This is a genomic window from Pigmentiphaga litoralis (assembly GCF_014651835.1).
Taxonomy (GTDB): domain Bacteria; phylum Pseudomonadota; class Gammaproteobacteria; order Burkholderiales; family Burkholderiaceae_B; genus Pigmentiphaga; species Pigmentiphaga litoralis.
On sequence record NZ_BMXQ01000002.1, the window covers coordinates 933,604 to 953,183 of the forward strand.

The following is a 19,580-nucleotide window of genomic DNA, read 5'->3' on the forward strand; positions in this document are numbered from 1 at the left end:
AGGGTAAACTCCTCGGTCTTTGACCCGGGTTTTATGGTGCAAGAACCGCCACGGCGCACGGGTTTCGGTGGCCCCAAGCTGATTCGTCTGCTGGCCCGCCTGACTGACGCCGATGTGCCCGCCAGTCCATTGTCGCCGCCCGATAAGCTGGGTGGCTGGCTTGCCTGGACGGATGCCATTGCCTTGTCGGGCGCCCTGAGCGGGGCGCCGGTCGCGGCAATGACCGCGCTTCCCGCCGCTTACAGCGCCGAGGAGCGCGAGTTCGCGCGCGTCAAAACCGCGCTCGAAAATGCCATTACCGGCAAAAACGCGGCGTCGGCCCGTGCCCAGGCCGGGCCGCGTGGCCAGCGCCGGGCGCCGGCGCAGCCTGACATCCAGGCGGCCGAACTCGTCCAGTACGCGACGCACCGCCAGCGGTATTCGACGCTCCAGCAGACGATGGAGACGAATATCGGCGGCCTGCGCCGTCGCTTGCGGAGCGTGCTGGCGGCGACGTCGCCTGCGTTGAACCGGCTGGCGGTGGTGGATGCCGCCATGGAGCAGGCGCTGACTGCACGCGAGCGGACCTTGCTCGCAGGCATTCCCGGTCTGCTCGAACCGCATTTCGACCGGGTGCGGCGGGCCGGGCAGGTTGCGGCGGATCCCGCACCGGACGGCGTACCGCCGGCAGTGGCCCCCGGGGCCAAAGGTGCCGACACCGAAGGTTCCGACCCGAAAAAGGCTGTCGACAAGCCGATGTTTACCGTCGGCCCCTGGCTGGACGTGTTCCGCCAGGATATGCAGAGCGTGTTGCTCGCCGAATTGGAAATCCGTTTAGAACCGATCGAAGCGCTGCTGGAAGCGCTTCGGGGCGGTTGACCAGGACGTCATGACCCGATTTATTCCGTATGTTGTGTTTGTGGTGGGCCTGGCGGTTGCAGGCTGGATCGGTGCCGGTTACCTGACCGCGAACCCCCTGGCGCTGGCCGTCACGCTGTTGATCGTTGCCGTCTATCTGTTGGGCGGGCTGGAGCTGCACCGCTACCAGATGGCCACGGCCACCCTGACGCGGGCCATTGCCGGCCTCAAGGAAGCGCCAGGCCGCCTTGGCGACTGGATCGAGACCGTGCATCCCACCTTACGCAACCCCGTGCGGCTGCGTGTGGAAGGCGAGCGCACCGGGCTGCCCGCGCCGACGCTCACTCCCTATCTGGTCGGTCTGCTGGTGCTGCTGGGCATGCTCGGCACCTTCCTCGGCATGGTCGCCACGCTGCGCGGCACGGGCCTCGCGCTCGAAAGCTCGACCGATCTGGAAGCCATCCGCGCCTCGCTGGCCGAACCGGTCAAGGGACTGGGCTTTGCGTTCGGGACCTCCGTGGCGGGGGTGGCCACGTCCGCCATGCTGGGCCTGATTGCGGCGCTGTGCCGCCGCGAACGCATCCAGGCCGCGCGGGCGCTGGACGGGCTGGTCGCAGGATCGCTGCGCAGTTTTTCGCTCACGCATCAACGCGAAGAAAGCTTCAAGCTGCTGCAGCGGCAGGCCGACCTCATGCCTACCGTGGTCGACCGGCTGCAGGCCATGATGGCGGCCATCGAGCAGCAGACCCAGGCGCTGAACGATCGCCTGGTCGCCCAGCAGGACGTTTTCCACGGCAAGGCCGATGCCGCCTATACCCGCCTGGCCGCGTCGGTCGAACAAAGCCTGAAAGACAGTGTGGTGGAAGGCGTCCGATCTGCTGGGGCCGCAATCCAGCCCGCGGTGGAGGCCACCATGGCCAGCGTCGCCCGCGAAACGGCGGTCTTGCACGAGACGGTGACGCAGGCGGTGCAACGCCAGCTGGATGGCCTGTCGACCCGCTTCGAGGCGTCGACGGCTACCGTGGCCGATATCTGGAAGGGCGCGGTCGCCGAACAACGGCAGGCCAGCGAGGCGCTTACTGCCGACCTGCGCCAGTCGCTCGATGGTTTTGCGGGTACGTTCGAGACCCGGTCGTCGCACCTGCTGGACCAGGTCGCCGCGCGCATGGACGGCGTGGCCGACACCGTCGCCGCCAAGTGGGAAACCGCGCTGGCGCATCAATCCGTCGCCAGCCGGAAGCTTGCGGAAGACAACCAGTTGGCCCTGACCGCGGCATCGGCCGGGTTCGCCCAGCAGGCGGCCTCGTTGGTCAGTACGCTGAGCAACTCGCACGACCAATTGCGGACCGAGCTCGCCACGCAGGATGCGCAACGCCTGTCGGCGTGGACCGGTGCGCTCGACACGCTGGCCGGGTCCTTGCGTGACGAATGGAAGGACGTGGGCGCGGCCTCGGCAGGCCATCAGCAGCAGATCTGCGATGCCCTGGCCGAGACCGCCCGCACCATCGCGGCCCAGACCCGGACCCATGCCACCGCCACCCTGGCCGAGATCGACCGCCTGGTGCAGGCCGCCGCCGATGCGCCCAAGGCCGCACTTGCCTTGCAGGCCGAACTGGCCGAACAGGACGCCCAGCGGCTGACGGCGTGGACAACGTCGCTAGCCGAGATGGCCGCGACGCTGCGCGCCGAATGGCAGCAGGCGGGGTCCGTCACTGCCACGCGTCAGCAGGACATCGTCGATGCGCTGGCTGCGGCCGCACGCGACATGAGGCAGGAAGCCCGCGCCCACAGCCAGACCACGCTTGCCGAGATTGAACGCCTGGTGCAGGTGGCCGCCGCCGCGCCGAATGCCGCCGCGGCCCTGCAAGCCGATCTGGCTGCGCAGGACCAGCAGCGCCTGGCCGCGTGGACGGCGTCGCTTGCCGCGATGGCCGCCAGCCTGCGCGAAGAATGGCAACAGGCAGGCGCATCGACCGCCAGCCGCCAGCAGGAAGTGTGCGATGTGATGGCACTGACAGCGCGCGGCATCGCCGAGCAGACCCAGGCCCACACGACCAGCACGCTGGCCGAAATCACCCGGCTGGTCGACGTTGCAGCCGCCGCGCCGAATGCCGCCGCGGCCTTGCAGGCCGAACTGGCCGCGCAGGACCAGCAGCGCCTGTCCGCCTGGACCGCATCGCTGGCCGAGATGGCCGCCACCCTGCGAGAAGAATGGCAGCAGGCTGGCGCGCACACCACGGATCGCCAGCAGGCCATGTACGACGCGATCGCCACGACGGCGCGCGGCATGGCCGAACAGACGCAGGCCCACGCCAGCAAGACGCTGGAAGAAATCCATCGTCTGGTCGACGTGGCGGCAGCCGCCCCGCAGGCCGCGGCCGCGCTGCAGTCGGAACTGGCCGCGCAGGATCAGCAACGCCTGGCCGCGTGGACGGCGTCGTTGGCCGACATGGCCGCCACGCTGCGCGAAGAATGGCAGCAGACCGGCACGCACACCACCGCGCGCCAGCAGGCCATGTACGACGCGATTGCACAGACCACCCGCGACATGACCGAGCAGGCAAAGGCGCACGCCAGCACCACGCTGGCCGAGATCGACCGGCTGGTGCAGGTCGCGGCCGAAGCCCCCAAGGCCGCCGCCGCCCTGCAGGCCGAGCTGGCTGCGCAAGACCAGCAGCGCCTGGCGGCATGGACCGGATCGCTCACCGACATGGTCACGACGCTGCGTCAGGAATGGGCACAGGCCGGCGATCAGGTCACCCGCCAGCAGCGCGAGATCTGCGATGCCCTCGCGCAGACCGCGCGCGACATCACGGCCGACACCCAGGCCCACGCCAGCCAGACGATCGCCGAAATGGCGCGACTGGTGCAGGCAGCTTCCGAGGCGCCCAAGGCCGCGGCCGAAGTCATTGGCGAGGTGCGCCAGAAGCTGTCCGACAGCATGGCGCGCGACAACGTCATGCTCGAAGAGCGCAGCCGCCTGCTCGAAACCCTGGGCACACTGCTTGACGCCGTCAACCATGCGTCCACTGAACAACGTACGGCAGTCGATGCCCTGGTGACGACTTCGTCCGACATGCTTGATCGCGTGGGCAGCCGCTTCACGCAGCAGGTCGAAAGCGAGACCGGCAAGCTGACCGATGTCGCCGCGCAGGTGACCGTCAGCGCACTCGAAGTCGCCAGCCTGGGCGAAGCCTTCGGCACGGCTGTCCAATTGTTCAGTCAATCGAACGAATCGCTGGTGGGCAACCTGCAGCGCCTTGAAGCCGCGCTGGACAAGACGACCACCCGCAGCGACGAGCAACTGGCCTACTACGTGGCCCAGGCCCGCGAGGTCATCGACCTGAGCATGCTCGCGCAGAAACAGATCGTTGACGATCTCCAGCAACTGGCTGGCCAGCGTGCCAGCGCCGGGGCGCCTGCGGCATGAACGACGACATCGACGCCGGCGTCGACAGCAGCGTTCCGGTCTGGGCCGTCTTTGGCGACCTGATGTCGGTCATGCTCGGCGCCTTCGTGCTCGTGCTGGTCGGTGTGATCGGCGTGCAACTGGAACTGTCGGCGCGCCTGGAAAAAGAGGTCAAGCAGCGCCAGGAAGAAACGCAGCGCCGCGAGGCCCTTGAAAAAGCGCTGGCCGGTCCGCTGGCGGCGGGCCGCGTGACGCTCGTGAACGGCCGCATCGGAATCAGCGGCAGCGTGCTCTTTCCGATCAACTCGGCGCAGCTGCAGGCTGAAGGCCGCGAGGTCTTGCGCACGCTGATCGCTCCGCTGTCGATCTACCTGGAAGCGCGCCAGGAAGTGCTGATGGTCAGCGGCTTTACCGACGATCAGCAGGTCAAGGAAACCAATCGCCGGTTCGCCGACAACTGGGAACTGTCGGCGCAACGCGCGCTGACCGTCACCCGCGCGCTGATCGAAGAGGGCATTGCGCCGTCCCTGGTGTTCGCGGCCGCGTTCGGATCCGAGCAGCCCGTCACGGCCAATACCGACGAAGCCAGCCGGGCCAAAAATCGCCGCGTGGAAATCGCGCCGATCCGCAAACCGGCGGCCGAAACGGCCAAGCCGCGTGAGTGAATGGGCCGGGTCATGAACGAGCGCCTGGCATGACGGTGGACTCCGTGATCGACACGTCGACAGTTGACGTCGAGTCCAGGCTGGCCCTATGGCGTGAGCAGGGCGCCGATCGTATCGACCCGGTGCGTTTTCACTTGATCGACGCAATGGCGCGCAAATCGGCAGGGCAGGGCGGTGCCACACGGCGCGTGCTGAATGCACGACTACGTGATTTGATTGCGGCGTATGAAAAGATGTTGGCGCAGGCTGGCACGGTGGCCGCTCCACCGGCACCCGCATCCCGCCCCTTGGTGGACCTTCTCAACTACATCCAGAAGCAGACCGCCGAGTCGGACGCCCACCGCACCTTGCGCAAGGTGGCGCTGCAGCGCGCGACCTATCCCGAACTGCCCGAGATCGATTACTTCCGCGATGCGCTGTCCAAGGTCAGCACCAACCGGCAGGTGCGCCAGTCACTGGAACGCGTGCCGGAAAACGCCGGCCCGCTCAACTCCAATCACCTCGTGCACCGGTCGCTGCTGATGATGCGGGAGCTGTCGCCCGGCTATCTGCGCCATTTCCTGGCCTATGTCGATGGCCTGTCGTGGATGGAACAGGTGAACGCTTTCGGGATGCCGATGGCCAAGGAAACCGCAAGGCCTGGCGCGGCCAGGAAGACAAGCCGCGCCAAGGCGAAATAAGGCTGGTGCGGCCCGCGATCACGCTCGCGGCCGTAGCCGCTGCCCGTTGCCGACACTGATCGACGCCGCCACCAGCAGCGCCGCGCTGCCCACGAACGTTGCCGTGATCGACACGCGATCCAGCAGCAGCCCACCCAGCCCGCCGCCCAGCATGATCGCCAGTTGAATCGCCGCGACCATCAGGCCGCCGCCGCTTTCCGGCGCGTCGGCCACGCCCTTCGACAGCCAGGTCGACCAGCACACCGGGATGGCTGAATTCAAGGTGCCCCACGCAACCATCAGTACACCGACAGCCCATAACCAGTGTCCGACCGCCAGCAGGGACAGCGTGACGACGGCCAGGGCCAGCGGCAGCCAGCGCATCAACGCATACAGGTGCCGGCCGATCAACATGCTGGCGCTGTAGGTCCCCAAAAAACCCGCGGCACCCAGGCATAGCAACAGCAAGGACAGCTGCGTCACGGTCACGCCGGTCGTGGTTTCCAGGAAGGGGCGAAAGTACGTGAAGCTGGCGAAGGCGCCCGCAAACGTCAGCATCACGCCCAGCATTGCAAAGGCCAGATGCGGCCGTTTGAGCAGGCCCAGCACCTTGCGCGCGGGCGTGGATGCTTGCGGGGGCATGGAGGGCAGACATGCCCATTGCCAGATCAGGTTGGCGACCACAAAAGGCGTCATCGCCCAAAACACGCCGCGCCAGCCGATCATGCCGCCCACATAGCTGCCGATCGGCGCCGCAAAGGCTGCCGCCACGGCATTGCCGGTGTACAGCAGGCCCAGCGCCTTGGGCACGGCCTCATCGGGCACCAGCCGCATGATGGTCGCGGTCGCAAGCGCCCAGAAGCCGCCCACGGTAATGCCGAGCAGGGCGCGGGCCGCCATGAAGACAGCAAAGTTGGTGGCCGACGCGATCAGCAGCAAGGACGCGAGCATGACGATCGTCAGCGCCAGCAGCACATGCCGGCGGTCGAAGCGGCTGGCAATTGTCGCGATGAACAGGCTCGTCACCACTGCGAACAGACCCGAAACCGAGATCGCCTGGCCGGCCATCCCCTGCGTGGCATGCAGATCGGTGGCGATGGGCGTCAGCAAGCTGACGGGCATGAATTCGGAAGCGATCAGCAGGGCGACGCACATGGCCATGGCGCCGACGGCAGCCCACGGCGTGCGGGTGGCAGAGGACGAAGACGCAGGGCGCGATGACGCCGTCGATGAAGCCGACGCCGCCGCGGCCGGATTGGCAGTGGAAGAGGTCATGGGAACAAGGGGGAAGAAAGGATAGATACCGCAGGCGCCACGGGTGCAAGGGAAAACCCGTAGCAAGGCGATCATGGTATGCCCGCCAGGCCCCATCCGATCCCCTGTGATTTCGTCGGGCCTATGAACCAGAATCATCAATGGCCCGGACAGTTAAGCCCGCGTTATCATGAAAATCCTATAATCCTGCAGGACGCTTCATGGCTCGCGCCAAGCTCGACGATCTCCTCGTCTTTTTCGCCGTCGCCCGGGAACGCAGCTTTACGCGGGCCGCCGCCAAGCTCGGCATGACGCAATCCGCCCTGAGTCACATCGTCCGGGGGCTCGAAGCGCGGATGGGCGTGCGCCTGTTGATCCGCACGACCCGCAGCGTGTCCCCGACCGAAGCCGGCGAACGGCTGCTGCAGAACGTCGCGCCGCGGCTCGAAGAGGTCGAGGCCGAAATTGCCGCCATCAGCGACCTGGGCGACAAGCCCGCTGGCACCATCCGCATCACCGCGATCGACCACGTGATCGACACCGTGCTCTGGCCCCGCCTGGCGCCCATCCTGCCCGCCTATCCCGATCTGCATGTCGAGATCACGTCCGATTATCGGCTGGTCGACATTGCCGCCGAGCGCTATGACATTGGCGTGCGCTTTGGCGATCAGGTTGAAAAGGACATGATCGCGGTCCGCCTGACAGCCGACGTCCGCATGATGATCGTGGGCTCGCCCGACTACTTCGGCGACCGCCGCGTGCCCGCTTCCATTGCGGACCTGCACAAGCACAACTGCATCACCCTCCGTCTGTCCAGCAGCGGCGGCGTCTATGCCTGGGAACTGCGCGACAACGGCCGCGACGTCGAAGTGCGGGTGCGCGGCCAGTGCATGTTCAACAGCGCCTACCAGATCCTGAATGCGGCCCTGAGCGGCTGCGGCCTGGCGTTCATCCCCGAAGACCTGGCCGGGCCGGCGGTGCAGGACGGCCGCCTGATCAGTGTCATGGAATCGTTCTGCCCGAGCTTTCCGGGCCTGCATGCCTACTACCCGAGCCGCAGGCACTCATCCCGCGCGCTGGCGCTGGTGATCGGCGCGATCCGGCACAAGAATTGACGTTCAAAGGGGGAGGGCAGTACAGGAGGGAAGGGCGATCGCGGCAAAGATGCGCGAGGGTGAAGCGGAAACGGGGAACGCAGGGTCAGGATAGGGACGGCACATGCACGCAAGTGATTGGCGCGTGCGCCGCCCCAAGACCTATCAGGCGCCGCGGGTGGCGGAACCGCCTTGCTTGCCGCGCTTGCCCGGGTTCTTCCGGTGGGTAGTCTTGCCACGGACGACGTCGAGCGTGGCGGCGGTAGCGTACATGAAGCCGAAGCTGGCGTGGGTCATGGTGCTCTCCTGTTGAGACGCCGACAAAACGAAGGTGTTCGCCGTGCGTACCCCTGCAGTTTACGTGCGTCCGCCGGGGCAGGGCGCGCGCAGCCCGATCCTGGCACGGGCGGAAACCCTTGTAACGCGTTTTCACAGGGCGCGGCGGTCCCGGGAGTCGCGGCAACTCGTCTTTGAGCCTGTGATGGCGTGGCAGCGGGACCCCTTATTGCACCGCGTGGCGGGGGCGTTGTTGATCCCATTCGGTGTATGGCGTGCCGGTCGCGGCGTCGCCCCCGGTATCCAGGCAATCGACCCATCCGCAAAACAAGTGAATCGATCCAAATAATCGATTGGCCGGCTCGCGCCCCGCCGCAATAGAGTCTCTGGCAGACCGTTGATAATGTCCATTATCCGGTTGATCAAAACAACTAGCTGACACATCAGCAGATCACGACAACCCACGGAGACAAATCATGCGTGCGTCCAAGCCTCGTTTCCCCGGCGGCGGCCGGTCCCGGGCACCTGCCCAGCATCGGCGTCTGCATGACGGCCTGCGTGCCGGTGTGCTGATCCTTGGCCTACCGTTGATCGTGGCCGCGTGCGGCGGCGACGATGACGACGCCAACGCAGGCAGCCCCCCTCCACCGGTGGCCATGAGCTGCACCAGCATGGTCGGCATGGCGCTGCCCGATGCGACGATCACGGCGGCCACCGAAGTCGCTGCGGGCCCTTTCGTTCCGACCGGGACCGCCAGCTACACCGTGCCGGCCTTCTGCCGCCTGCAGGGCCGGTCCACTCCCTCCAGCGACTCGCTCATCAACTTCGAAGTCTGGGTGCCCAAGGCCACTGCCTGGAACGGCAAGGTCGTCGTCACGGGCAACGGAGGCTACAGCCCGGCATTGAGCTACGGCGACATGGTCGCGGCGCTGGGCCGTGGCTACGCCACGGTGGGCGGCGACACGGGCCACCAGAGCGCCGACCCCAATGATCTGAAGTTCGGTATCGGCCATCCGGAAAAGATCCGCGACTGGGGTACCCGGTCCATTCATGCCATCACGCAAGCGGCCAAGCCGGCGATCACCGCCGTGCAGGGCAAGTCGATTGCCCGGTCCTACTACCAGGGCTGCTCCACCGGCGGTCACCAGGGCTATGCCGAAGTGCAGCGTTACCCCGGCGACTTCGACGGCGTGATTGCCGGTGCGCCGGGCAACAACCGCACGGCGCTGAACGCGGGCTTCATGTGGCAGTTCCTGGCCAACCACGCCCAGAACGACAACACCACCCCCATCCTGACCAACGCCAAGATCCAGCTTGTGACACGCCAGGCAGTGGCCGCCTGCGATGCCAGGGACGGCGTGGCCGACGGCGTCATCGGCGACCCCCGCCGATGCACCGCCGACGTCTTCAACGTGGCCAGCCTGCAATGCACGGGCGCCGACAACGCCAACTGCCTGACCGCGCCGCAAGTCGGCGCCATGCAGAAGATGTACGCGGGCGCGCGCAATCTGCGGACCGGCGAACAGGTCTATCCCGGCTGGCCAGTCGGCAGTGAATCGGGGTGGGCTTCGTACTGGGGCACCACCGAACCCACCCGTGCCGACTACTGGCGCTACTGGGTCTTCAACGATCCGAACTGGAACTGGTGGACCTTCGACTTCGACCAGGGCATGGCCACCGCACGCACCACTGTCGGTCCTTTGGTGGATCAGCTCAGCACCGACGTCTCCGCCTTCAAGGCGCGCGGCGGCAAGCTGCTGGTCTATAACGGCTGGGCCGATCCGGTCGTGAACCCGATCGATACCATCGCCTACTTCGATCGCCTCGCTCAGGCACAAGGATCGCCGGCCCAGGTGGCCAGCTTCGCGCGCCTGTTCCTGGTGCCCGGCATGGGCCATTGCGGCGGCGGCACCGGCACGTCCACGGTCGATTGGCTGACCGCGCTCGACACCTGGGTCGAAAGCGGCGTGGCGCCGGATGCCTTGCCCGCCAGCCGGGTCGCGAACCAGGTCGTCAACCGCACGCGGCCGATCTGCGCCTATCCCAAGGAAGCCAAGTACTCGGGCACGGGCAGCATCGACGACGCGGCCAACTTCACCTGCGGTTGATGTGGCGCACAGACATCCAGCCGCATGCGGCCTGGATGTCTGTGGATCACGCCGTCCCGAACACCAGCGCCCGATGCAAGGCCGTACCGGCGGTCACGCCATCCGCCGACGCCCACGTTGCGTTGTGGGGCGCCCGTGCCGCGTCGCCCGCGGCGAACACACCGGGCACCGTCGTCATCTTCATGGCGTCGGTCGTGATCATGGGCCCGAACATGCTGTCTTCCAGTTCGCATCCCAGTTGCGCCGCGATCGGGCTGTTCAGGCGGGTCACGGGCGCCAGATACAAGGCCTCGATTGCTACGGTGCGCCCGTCGGCCAGCAGCACCCCGCTCAATGCAGGCACGTCGCCTTGCAACGCACGAATCGGTGCAGGCTCCACCGTCACACCGCGCGTGGCCAGTAACGCGCGCCCGTCCGCATCCAGGGCATCATGTCCGTCCAGGAACAGGGTGGTGGGCCCCCATTCGGCAATCAGCACCGCATGCTGCGCGGCGTGGACCGACCGCCCGATCACGCCCAACGCGTTGCCGCCGTATTCGTAGCCATGGCAGTAAGGGCAGTGCAGCACGCTCTGGCCCCAACGTTCGGCCATTCCGGTGATGGGCGGCAGTTCGTCGGACACGCCGAAGGCCAGCAGCAGCTTGCTCGCGGTTCGCTGCGTACCCGATGCAAGACGCAGCGTGAAGTGCCCGTCCTCGCCCTCGGCGGCAACGACTTCATCCTCCACGAACGATACGGTCGGATAGGCCAGCACTTGCGCGCGGGCGCGGCCCAGCATCTCGGCCGGGGTCTGGCCGTCATGGCCGAAGAAACCATGCGATGCGCTTGCGAACCGGTTGCGCGGCAGGCCCGTATCGACGATGCAGACCTTGCGGCCCGCGCGTCCGAGGTGAATGGCGGCCGACAGGCCGGCGTAGCTGCCGCCCACGATGATGGCGTCATGATGCATGGTGATGGTCTCCCGGGTTTCCGTGATGGAGCGCGAGGCGGCGCCCGAAGTCGGCGGCCAGTGCCGACAGCGGCACCTGCGCGAAGCGTTCGAGCAGCAGCGCCTCGGCGTCCTTGAAGGCGTCTTCCAGCGCCGCGTTCACGGCCTGTTCGACAAGACAGCCCGGCGCTTCGGTGCGGTGACCCATGGCGAAGGGCTCGGGCATTCCCAGGGCGTCGTACACATCGCGCAGGGTCAGCGCGCTCAGGTCGCAGGCTAGCGACCAGCCGCCGCCATGTCCCTTCTCGGATCGGACGTATCCCATGTCGCGCAGGCCGGCCATGACGCGGCGCACGACCACGGCGTGCGTGCACATCATGTGCGCCATGGCTTCGGAAGTGACAGGGGTGGGGCTCTGGGCCATGTGCAGCAACACGTGCAACACGCCCGACAATCGGCTGTCTCGTTTCATGCAACAAATGATATTGCATGAGTTGCCATGGCGTCAAACCTGGGTGACGGCGGGTCCTTGCGCGCCATCATGCGCGTCAGCCATACCGGGTATGGCTGACGAAGTATCGACGGGCCTGCGCGCCGCGCCTATGTTTGTCACACGGCGATGGTCAAGGCGGCCAGTGGCGGATTCCGGCGGGCAAGGTTCCCGCCCCGGCCGCGGCAGTCACTTTGCTGCGATCACCTCGAGTTCCAGTAGCCAGGCCGGATTTACCAGACCCGCGATCTGCAGCACCATGCGCGCGGGCCAGGCGCTGTCCTGCCCGGCAAAGAATTCGGCCCAGGCGGCGTTGAAGCCGTCGAAGTCCATCTTGCCGAGTTCCGGGTCGGCGACCAGGCTCGCCCGCACATGGACCACGTCGCGCATCGACAGGTCCATGCCGGCCAGGATGCCGTCCAGGCGTTTGAGCGTGCTCAAGGTCTGCTGGTAGGTGTCGCCATAGGCGGCGCGGCGGTCGGGCGGCGCGGCAGGATCGATGACCGCGGGCATCTGTCCGCTGAGGTACCAGGTGGTCGCGCCGGGCGGCACGCCGACGGCACGGCTGATGGGCGAGCGGCTGTCGGGGACGGGAACGTGGGTGAGGGAAGGTGTGGCGGACATGAGGTGTCTCCTGACACAAAGCCGTTGTTGGCGATGCGATTGTATGATTATCATATAAAACAGTCTACGGAGCGGAACGATGCAAGAAGCGTGTGATGTCCTGGATCTGCTGCGTGCGCATCGCAGCGAACGTGATTTCACCGGTGCGCCGGTGTCCGACGACACGCTCGAAAAAGTGTTCGATGCGGCGCGTCGTTCGCCCACCTGGAACAACGCGCAGAACGTGTCGTGGGTCGTCGTTCGCGATGCCGACGCGCGAGCCAGGCTTGCCGAGTTTTGCGGCAACCAGGCCTGGATTGCCAAGACGCCAGTCTTTGTCGTGCTGCTGATGGACTTCCACAAGACCGCGCTGGCTGCCCACAAGCAGGGGCGGGAGCAGGTCGTGCACGAAAACGTCAACAGTCTGCTGATTGGCGGGGTGGACACCGGCATCGTCATGGCAACCATGATGACGGCCGCGCGGGCGCTGGGGCTCGATGTCTGTCCGATCGGCGGCGTGCGCCGCCAGATGCAGGACGTGGTGGACCTGCTCCAGCTGCCACCCCTGGTGGTTCCAATGGCCGGTATCTGCATGGGCTATGTCGAGACCCGATCTTCCCTGGCCAAACCGCGCTTCGACTTGGCTGCATCATGGCACGACGAGGTCTACCGCGACCACGCCTTGGCAGGGACCATCGACGCGCTTGATGCCCGGATGGAGGACTACTCGCAGGCGCTCGGCCGCCCGACTGCGCAGAACTGGTCCGACGCCATTTCCAGCCGCTATGCGGTACCGACCTACACCACCGTGGCCGCCACGCTGTACCGGCAGGGCTTTCGTTTTCCCATGCCCACGACGGAGGACGCCGCCTAGACCAGCTCATGCACGTGCCGCCCGACAAGACCAGGCGTGAGGAGACGCCCCCCGCAACGTTTTTTTCAAAGACTTCGAGGCACTATGGATCGTCGAACAGTATTGAAGGCAGTGGGTCTCATGGCGCCCCTGCCGTGGATGGCATCGGCATTTGCGCAGGACGTCTACCCGTCCCGCCCGATACGCATCGTCGTGCAGTACCCGCGCGGCGGCGTGACAGACGTGGCCGCGCGCCTGGTCGGCGACATCCTCAACCGGAAGTATGGGCAGCCCGTCATCATCGAAAATCGTCCGGGCGCCAGTGGCGTGATCGGCCAGCAATATGTGGCAGGCTTGCCCGCCGATGGCTACACGCTGATCACGGGGGGCCTGGGCGGCAACGTCATTCCGCCCGTCACGGTGCGCAACCTGCCCCTTGATGTGGTCAAGTCCTTCGTTCCGATCGCGCAGGTGGCTGAGTTCGTCAACGTGTTGGTGGTATCCAGCAACTATCCGGCCAACACGGTCAAGGACCTGATCGCGCGCGCCAAGGCCGCCAAGGCGCCGCTCAGCTACGGCAGCAATGGCCTGGGTTCGTCGGTGCACCTGACCAGCGAACTGTTCGGGGCGACCACCGGCGTGGCCCTGATGCATGCGCCGTACAAGGGCAGCAGCGAGGCCCTGATCGACACGGCCAACGGCAATCTGGACTTCTGTTTTTCCAACCTGCCGCCGCTCGTGCCACTGCTCAAGGCGGGCAAACTCAAGGCGCTGGCCGTGACCAGTCCGTATCGCACCAAGCAGCTGCCCGACGTCCCCACCATGGGCGAAGCTGGTGTGGCCGACTTTGCGGTCACGAGCTGGCTCGGGATCTACGGGCCTTCTAAGATGCCGCCCGCCCTGGTTGCGCAACTCGGGCGCGACATCGCCGAGGGGCTGGCGCAACCGGAAATGATGGCGCGTATCGAAGCCGCGGGGTTCGAGCCCCGGCCGCAAGATGCCGCGGCGTTCCTTGCCACCAACCAAAGCGAACTGGCGCGGTGGGACAGGATTGCTCAACAGTCAAAGGTCGCGCTGGAGTTCGGCAAGTAGTACGCAACGTCCTTTCACGCATCGATCCCTCGCAGCCTCGCGCTGCGTGGCGGGTTTCCCTGACCAACCGCGCGGGCCGGCATGCAAGCTGCTGATACCTGCGGGTCGCGTTCAACGGGAGCATCGACGTGAAGCCCACCTTGTTATCCCTCGGCAGCGTTAACGCCGATTTTCAGATGCGGACTGACGACGCCATCGGATCCCTCGAAACGGCGCTCGCCAGCGACTTCCGGCGGCTGCCCGGCGGCAAGGCCGCCAACACGGCTTACCTGGGCGCCTTGTTCGGCCATCGCAGTTGCCTGTTCGGCCGTGTTGGCGACGACGATCTCGCGAGTCAGGTGCTCGACCCCTTACGTGCTGCGGGGGTCGACACGACGGGGGTGACGGCGGCTGCCGGCGCAGGCACCGCGGTGTCCTTCATCATGGTCCCGCCCGATGCCAAGAAAACCATCGTGCTGGCCGCCAACGCCAATGATGTGTGGGACGAAGCCGCCGTGCGCGCCATGACCGACATCATTGCTCGCACGCCAGCGCCGGCCTGTCTGGTCGTGGATTACGAAGTGCCAGCCTGGGTCGTCGCGCGCGCCATTGACAGCGCATCGTCGCGTGGCATGCCGGTGGTGCTGGACCCGTCGTTTCCGGATCGCCTGGACCGCGGACTGCTTTGCAGGATCACCGCCTTGACACCCAACCTGGACGAGGCCCAGGCCGTGGTGGGGCGGACGCTCGACGGGATCGACGATGCGGCGCGGGCGGCGCGGGAACTCTGCAAGGAAGGGGTCGGCATCGTGTGCTTCAAGCTGCCCGATGGCGGGTGCGTGTGGGCGGACCGCGATCACGCCATGCACGTGCCGCCGGGGGAGGTAAAGCCAGTCGACACAACCGGCGCAGGCGACGCCTTTACCGGCGTGCTGGCTATCGCCTTGCTGGAAGGGCGGTCGCCGGCAGAGGCTGCGGCCTGGGGCGTGGCTGCCGCCAATCTGGCAGTGACCGGCTACGGCTCGCAAGCTGCCTACGCTCCGCGCGACGAGGTGCTGAAAATGGCGGGCGATCTGTTCGTCCGGGCCACACCGCTCGATGCCTGACATGGGATCAAGCGTGATTGAATTCACTCATTACGATGCGGCCGACGAGGCGCGGCGTGAAGCCTTGTTCACCTTGGGCAACGGCTGCCTGATCTGGCGCGCCAGCGCCCCCGAAGCCGCGCACCTCATCACCCAAGCCGACACCGCCCGCAGGATCCATTACGCCGGGCTGTACCACGCGGGGTGGTATGACGATGCACCGCGTCAGGTCAATGGCAAGGTGGCAAGGATGGGTGCGATCGTCAATCTGCCGGATCCGTTCGGGTTGACGCTGGCGCTGGACGACGGCGACTGGTTCGACATCCACCAGGCGCACATCCTGTCGTACCGGCAGCAGCTGGATCTGGAGGCAAGCGTGCTGGAACGACTCATCGTGGTAAAGGTGGACGGCGGTCGGCTGTGCCTGCGTGAGCAGCGCGTCGTGTCGATGGCCGATCCGTCCTGTGCGCTGCTGCGGTGGCGGGTCAGGGTTCCTGGCACGGTTCAACGAGTCAAGGTGCGCGCCCAGCTGCGCACGCACGTGAGCAATACGCTGGTCCACCGCAACGCCGCCTACGAAGGCCAACGGTTGACACCGTTGGCCACGCATCACAACGAGAAGGGCGTTGCAGCCGTGCTTGCGCACCTGGACGATGCGTCGCGCCGCGTGATGGTTGCATGTCGCAACCAGGTGGAGCCGGCGGTCGACACCTGGCGGACACGGGATGACGATGGGGCCATTGTCCTGGAAGCGGACCTTCGCCTGGACACCGCACGCACCCTGACGATCGAACAACGGGCGCATCTGAGTGTCGGCCATACGTCGAACAGCGCTTCCCGACGCGATCCGCACAGCGGCTCGACGCCCCTCGACACGGGCCTGGGCGTTGACTGCACGACCGCCATCGGCCTCATTCCCGATGCGCCGTTCGACAGGCTGCTGGACGCGCATCGCGCCGCCTGGGCGCGTCTCTGGGACAGCGCATCGATCCGGGCTGCCGATGCCGACCTAGATCGTGCATTGCGTTTTGCCGTGTGGCATATCTTCCAGGCGGTGTCGCCCTTGAGCGCGGGGCGGGACCAGGGCTTCCCGCCGCGCGGCTGGGGCGAGGGCTACTTCGGGCAGATCTTCTGGGACGACATGTTCGTCTTTCCCTTCCTGGTGACGCACTGTCCGGAACTGGCCCATTCGCTGCTGACCTACCGCCATCGGCGGCTGCCCGAGGCACGCGCACGCGCGCAGCAGGCCGGCCTGGCAGGCGCGATGTTCCCGTGGCGCAGCGCGTGGGCCGGGAGCGAGGAAACCCCTCCCTTCCAGTGCAATCCGCTGTCGGGTCATTGGATGCCGGACCCTACCCACCTGCAACGCCATGTTGGCGCCGCCATCGTGCACAACGTCTGGCAGCTGTATCTCGCCACCCACGACCGTGCGCTGCTGGAGGGGGAGGGCGGTGACCTCATGATGGAAATCGCCCGTTTCTGGTCGTCCCTGGCCAGGTTCGACGATGTCCTGGGCCGCTACGTGATACGCGGCGTGCTGGGCCCCGATGAGTATCACACCCGCTATCCCGGCTCGGCGTCGCCCGGTCTGGACAACAATGCCTATACCAATTTGATGGCGGTCTGGAGCTTGTGCAAGGCGCTCGAGGTCATCGACCTCCTGCCACCCGACAAGGCCGTGACGTTGCGCAACCGCATCGGGATCCACGACGACGAGCTCGCGCGATGGGACGATATCTCACGCAGGATGTCGCTGCCCTTCGTGGCGCCCGATGTGCTCAGCCAGTTCGATGGCTACACCGGCTTGCAACATGCACCGTCTGCCTGGCGGGTCGATGAACGTCCACGGTTGGATTGGTTGCTGGAGTCGCGCGGCGACGACACGGCGAACTATCAGTTGACCAAGCAGGCCGATGTGCTGTGCCTCTTTCATCTGCTGCCGGCACACGATCTGCGGTCAATGATCCAGCGACTGGGCTACACGGTGGGTCCGCCTTTCATGCGCAAGACGGCAGACTTTCATCTTGCGCGCATCACGCACGAATCCAGTCTGTCGAAGATGGTGTGCGCAGGCGCGCTGACCCGTCTTGACCCGGCGACCTCGTGGTCCTATTTTCAGGAATGCGTGCTTCGTGACCTTGCAATGCCTGGCGGCGGCGTGGCTGAAGGGGTGCACCTGGGCGCGATGGCCGGATCGCTCGACATCCTGCAGCGGCATTATCTGGGCATCACTCCCGCACGCGATGGCCTGCATGTCCAGCCCGCCCCGCCGCCCGGCCTCGGCGCGGTGTCGGTCAAGATCCGCTATCGCGGCGCACGACTGCGTGCGGACCTCAAGGATGGCCAGCTTGACCTTACCGTACTGCAAACGGTCAACGACACGCCCGTTGCGGTCGTCCATGGAGCAACGGTCCACCAACTGCGGCAGGGATCCACGCTGACGCTGCCGCTGGATGCGGCGAATTAGTCCTTGCGCCGCGCCGACTCCAGGTAATCGAGGTCGAACTCCATGCCCCAGCCCGGACCGTCGGGCAGGGTGTAATAGCCGTCCTCGAAGGGTCGCGCTTTCTGGTTGCCAATCAGTTGATAGAAGAAGGGGTCGCGCCACGGCAGCATGACTTCGGCAAACATGCCGTTGCCGACCCCCGCGGACATCATCAGGCCGATCTGCGGCTCCAGGTGCTGCAGCACGCTGACGCCAAAGGCGGATGCCATCGCAGCAACCCGCCGCCACTCGGTCGGGCCGCCGCCCCAGCCCGCATCGAAATTGCAGATATCGATGGCATTCGCAACCATCAGGTCACGGCAGCCGAAACGCGACAGCTCGCTCTGGCCCGCGGCGATCGGCACGCCGCTGATCGCGCGCACCATGGCCATGTCCGATCGGTCGTTTTCCCAATGGCAGGGTTCTTCGAACCACGCCAGGTTCAGGTCGCCGGTCATCGAAATGAACTGCAGCGCCTGCTGCCGGTTCCATCCCTGGTTGGCGTCGACGGCCAGCGTAAAGTCGGGGCCGCCCGCCAGGCGCACGGTACGCGCACGCTCGGCATCTTCGGCCGGGGTCTTGCCACCGAGCTTCAGCTTCAGGCCATGAATGCCGAATGCCTTCAGCTCCGCGACTTCCTCGGTCAAGCCTTCCAGGTCGCCGGTCGTGCGGTAGTAACCGCCCAGCGCGACCACCGGCACGCGCGTCTTCGCGCCACCCCACAACACATGCAGCGGCACGCCCAGCAGCTTGCCCACGGCGTCATGCAAGGCGGCATCGATGTGCGCCTGCGCGCGCAGGGCCACGCGCCGGTCGCGCAGGAACGGTTCGGTGGCCTTGCGGGTCAGCGCCCACAGGTCCTCGATCGCGGCCACGCGTTGCCCGATCAGCAGCGGTTCGAGTTCCGTATGGATCAGCTTGATGATGCCAGGTTGCAATTCCTCGTCGTTGCCGACAAAGCACTCGCCGATCACGCCAGCATCGGTATGGATGCGGGTCACGATCGTGCAGCGATGCGTCAGCTTCAAGGTCGATCCGGTCGCGGCGCGGTCAAGCTTGACCCGCAACGGGATCGTCTCGATACGGACGATGCGGGCAGTGGCAAGCGCGGAAGTATCGGTGGCGGATGCGGTCATGGACGGTCGCTCTCGGGGCGGGGATCGGAAGAAGAAGGGGAAGCCTGCGGCGAGGACGCCAGCGGCAGGCGCGCAAAGATCGTGCGCCGCGTGTTGCGGAAGTTGGGGCGCACGCGGCTGCTCCAGGGCGTGGCGGTCACGGCTGTCCACGCCGCGGTCTGGCGTGCCGACGGGTCCACCAGGTCATAACACGCGTAGTAGCGCGGCGACCCCTTGCTGGCCACCAGCCGGCGCGACAGCACATTGCCTTCCACGGCGGCCAGGCCCGGCAGGTGTTCCTGCTCGTACCAGGCATTCATGTCGGCTTCGGCGTCGGGCGCGATGTCGGTTTCGACAATGTAATGAAAGGGCGCGGGTTGACCGGCAGACCGGCCCGGCAGCACCGTCGTCTCGGTCAGCTCGACGGTCTCCGTCTGCATGCCGTCGAACAGCGCGGGGTCGATGTCGCCCCGGTCCAGGATCAGATAGGTGTCGGCGGACTGCGTCGAGGCCAGCGCGTCCTGTATGGGATTGGCGCCCAGCGCGGACACCAGCCGGTCCGACAGCTGGCGCAGCGCATCGGCATCGAGCGCGCGGCCAAGGATTTTCAACAGATGGGTGGAACGGGGCAAGGCAGTCTCCGCAACA

General features: G+C 66.4%; 17 protein-coding genes. 10 read left to right on the forward strand and 7 right to left on the reverse strand.

Going from position 1 to position 19,580, the window contains the following annotated elements; translation table 11 throughout:
• Positions 1-33 precede the first annotated feature (33 nt).
• From IE116_RS22860 to IE116_RS22875, 4 genes are read left to right on the forward strand one after another with little or no spacing between them, the layout of a single operon-like run.
• Positions 34-858 carry a DUF3348 domain-containing protein gene (locus tag IE116_RS22860; RefSeq protein WP_189615696.1) on the forward strand — a complete coding sequence of 275 codons (825 nt, stop codon included), beginning with the start codon at positions 34-36 and terminating at the stop codon, positions 856-858.
• Between the two features lie 10 nt (positions 859-868).
• A complete protein-coding gene (locus IE116_RS22865) occupies positions 869-4,267 on the forward strand; it encodes a DUF802 domain-containing protein (protein WP_189615698.1) in 3,399 nt (1,132 codons plus the stop codon).
• A complete protein-coding gene (locus IE116_RS22870; RefSeq protein WP_189615700.1) occupies positions 4,264-4,911 on the forward strand; it encodes an OmpA family protein in 648 nt (215 codons plus the stop codon). The genes IE116_RS22865 and IE116_RS22870 overlap by 4 nt, the downstream gene beginning before the upstream one ends.
• A 29-nt stretch (positions 4,912-4,940) precedes the next feature.
• Positions 4,941-5,591, forward strand: a complete 651-nt coding sequence (locus IE116_RS22875) for a DUF2894 domain-containing protein (RefSeq protein WP_189615702.1) — start codon at positions 4,941-4,943, stop codon at positions 5,589-5,591.
• Between the two features lie 18 nt (positions 5,592-5,609).
• On the opposite strand, the gene IE116_RS22880 is transcribed toward IE116_RS22875, so the two are convergent.
• Complete coding sequence (locus IE116_RS22880; protein ID WP_189615708.1) at positions 5,610-6,845, reverse strand: MFS transporter; 1,236 nt, start codon at positions 6,843-6,845, stop codon at positions 5,610-5,612.
• A 200-nt stretch (positions 6,846-7,045) separates the two neighbouring features.
• Here IE116_RS22880 and IE116_RS22885 point away from each other — a divergent pair, with 200 nt between their 5' ends.
• Positions 7,046-7,939, forward strand: a complete 894-nt coding sequence (locus tag IE116_RS22885; RefSeq protein WP_189615709.1) for a LysR family transcriptional regulator — start codon at positions 7,046-7,048, stop codon at positions 7,937-7,939.
• Between the two features lie 144 nt (positions 7,940-8,083).
• Here IE116_RS22885 and IE116_RS26090 read toward each other — a convergent pair whose 3' ends face one another.
• Positions 8,084-8,215, reverse strand: coding sequence for a hypothetical protein (locus IE116_RS26090; protein ID WP_268249245.1), 132 nt, complete (start codon positions 8,213-8,215; stop codon positions 8,084-8,086).
• A gap of 455 nt (positions 8,216-8,670) precedes the next feature.
• On the opposite strand from IE116_RS26090, the gene IE116_RS22890 reads away from it, so the two are divergent.
• Positions 8,671-10,302: a tannase/feruloyl esterase family alpha/beta hydrolase gene (locus tag IE116_RS22890; protein ID WP_189615711.1), complete on the forward strand. Its 1,632-nt coding sequence runs from the start codon at positions 8,671-8,673 to the stop codon at positions 10,300-10,302.
• Between the two features lie 46 nt (positions 10,303-10,348).
• Here the strand turns inward: IE116_RS22890 and IE116_RS22895 are convergent, their stop codons facing one another.
• The 3 genes from IE116_RS22895 to IE116_RS22905 all read right to left on the reverse strand — a co-directional run bounded on the left by IE116_RS22895 (position 10,349) and on the right by IE116_RS22905 (position 12,344).
• Positions 10,349-11,251 carry an NAD(P)/FAD-dependent oxidoreductase gene (locus IE116_RS22895; RefSeq protein WP_189615713.1) on the reverse strand — a complete coding sequence of 301 codons (903 nt, stop codon included), beginning with the start codon at positions 11,249-11,251 and terminating at the stop codon, positions 10,349-10,351.
• The gene (locus IE116_RS22900) at positions 11,241-11,702 is read right to left on the reverse strand and encodes an Rrf2 family transcriptional regulator (protein ID WP_189615715.1); all 462 of its coding nucleotides are present in this window, start codon (positions 11,700-11,702) and stop codon (positions 11,241-11,243) included. Before IE116_RS22900 ends, IE116_RS22895 begins: the two co-directional genes overlap by 11 nt.
• Before the next feature lie 207 nt (positions 11,703-11,909).
• On the reverse strand, positions 11,910-12,344 hold the full coding sequence (locus IE116_RS22905; RefSeq protein ID WP_189615716.1) for a RidA family protein: 435 nt from the start codon (positions 12,342-12,344) through the stop codon (positions 11,910-11,912).
• Positions 12,345-12,423: 79 nt separating this feature from the next.
• On the opposite strand from IE116_RS22905, the gene IE116_RS22910 reads away from it, so the two are divergent.
• From IE116_RS22910 to IE116_RS22925, 4 genes are all read left to right on the forward strand, one after another.
• The gene (locus IE116_RS22910) at positions 12,424-13,197 is read left to right on the forward strand and encodes a nitroreductase family protein (RefSeq protein WP_189615718.1); all 774 of its coding nucleotides are present in this window, start codon (positions 12,424-12,426) and stop codon (positions 13,195-13,197) included.
• Between the two features lie 84 nt (positions 13,198-13,281).
• Positions 13,282-14,268, forward strand: coding sequence for a Bug family tripartite tricarboxylate transporter substrate binding protein (locus tag IE116_RS22915; RefSeq protein WP_189615720.1), 987 nt, complete (start codon positions 13,282-13,284; stop codon positions 14,266-14,268).
• 128 nt (positions 14,269-14,396) lie between these two features.
• Positions 14,397-15,353: a PfkB family carbohydrate kinase gene (locus IE116_RS22920; RefSeq protein ID WP_268249246.1), complete on the forward strand. Its 957-nt coding sequence runs from the start codon at positions 14,397-14,399 to the stop codon at positions 15,351-15,353.
• 13 nt (positions 15,354-15,366) lie between these two features.
• Entirely contained in the window at positions 15,367-17,799 is a 2,433-nt protein-coding gene (locus tag IE116_RS22925) for a glycosyl hydrolase family 65 domain-containing protein (RefSeq protein WP_189615724.1), read from the forward strand.
• Here IE116_RS22925 and IE116_RS22930 read toward each other — a convergent pair.
• On the reverse strand, positions 17,796-18,953 hold the full coding sequence (locus IE116_RS22930) for a mandelate racemase/muconate lactonizing enzyme family protein (protein ID WP_189615726.1): 1,158 nt from the start codon (positions 18,951-18,953) through the stop codon (positions 17,796-17,798). The genes IE116_RS22925 and IE116_RS22930 overlap by 4 nt on opposite strands.
• Positions 18,950-19,564: a DUF4286 family protein gene (locus IE116_RS22935; protein ID WP_189615729.1), complete on the reverse strand. Its 615-nt coding sequence runs from the start codon at positions 19,562-19,564 to the stop codon at positions 18,950-18,952. Before IE116_RS22935 ends, IE116_RS22930 begins: the two co-directional genes overlap by 4 nt.
• Between the last annotated feature and the right edge of the window lie 16 nt (positions 19,565-19,580).

What these genes read in the sequence shown, in the direction of transcription:
- IE116_RS22860 (WP_189615696.1), top strand. Translation starts at nt 34, where the DNA reads ATGGTGCAAGAACCGCCACGGCGCACGGGTTTCGGTGGCCCCAAGCTG.
- IE116_RS22865 (WP_189615698.1), top strand. Translation starts at nt 869, where the DNA reads ATGACCCGATTTATTCCGTATGTTGTGTTTGTGGTGGGCCTGGCGGTT.
- IE116_RS22870 (WP_189615700.1), top strand. Translation starts at nt 4,264, where the DNA reads ATGAACGACGACATCGACGCCGGCGTCGACAGCAGCGTTCCGGTCTGG.
- IE116_RS22875 (WP_189615702.1), top strand. Translation starts at nt 4,941, where the DNA reads ATGACGGTGGACTCCGTGATCGACACGTCGACAGTTGACGTCGAGTCC.
- IE116_RS22880 (WP_189615708.1), bottom strand. Translation starts at nt 6,845, where the DNA reads ATGACCTCTTCCACTGCCAATCCGGCCGCGGCGGCGTCGGCTTCATCG.
- IE116_RS22885 (WP_189615709.1), top strand. Translation starts at nt 7,046, where the DNA reads ATGGCTCGCGCCAAGCTCGACGATCTCCTCGTCTTTTTCGCCGTCGCC.
- IE116_RS26090 (WP_268249245.1), bottom strand. Translation starts at nt 8,215, where the DNA reads ATGACCCACGCCAGCTTCGGCTTCATGTACGCTACCGCCGCCACGCTC.
- IE116_RS22890 (WP_189615711.1), top strand. Translation starts at nt 8,671, where the DNA reads ATGCGTGCGTCCAAGCCTCGTTTCCCCGGCGGCGGCCGGTCCCGGGCA.
- IE116_RS22895 (WP_189615713.1), bottom strand. Translation starts at nt 11,251, where the DNA reads ATGCATCATGACGCCATCATCGTGGGCGGCAGCTACGCCGGCCTGTCG.
- IE116_RS22900 (WP_189615715.1), bottom strand. Translation starts at nt 11,702, where the DNA reads ATGAAACGAGACAGCCGATTGTCGGGCGTGTTGCACGTGTTGCTGCAC.
- IE116_RS22905 (WP_189615716.1), bottom strand. Translation starts at nt 12,344, where the DNA reads ATGTCCGCCACACCTTCCCTCACCCACGTTCCCGTCCCCGACAGCCGC.
- IE116_RS22910 (WP_189615718.1), top strand. Translation starts at nt 12,424, where the DNA reads ATGCAAGAAGCGTGTGATGTCCTGGATCTGCTGCGTGCGCATCGCAGC.
- IE116_RS22915 (WP_189615720.1), top strand. Translation starts at nt 13,282, where the DNA reads ATGGATCGTCGAACAGTATTGAAGGCAGTGGGTCTCATGGCGCCCCTG.
- IE116_RS22930 (WP_189615726.1), bottom strand. Translation starts at nt 18,953, where the DNA reads ATGACCGCATCCGCCACCGATACTTCCGCGCTTGCCACTGCCCGCATC.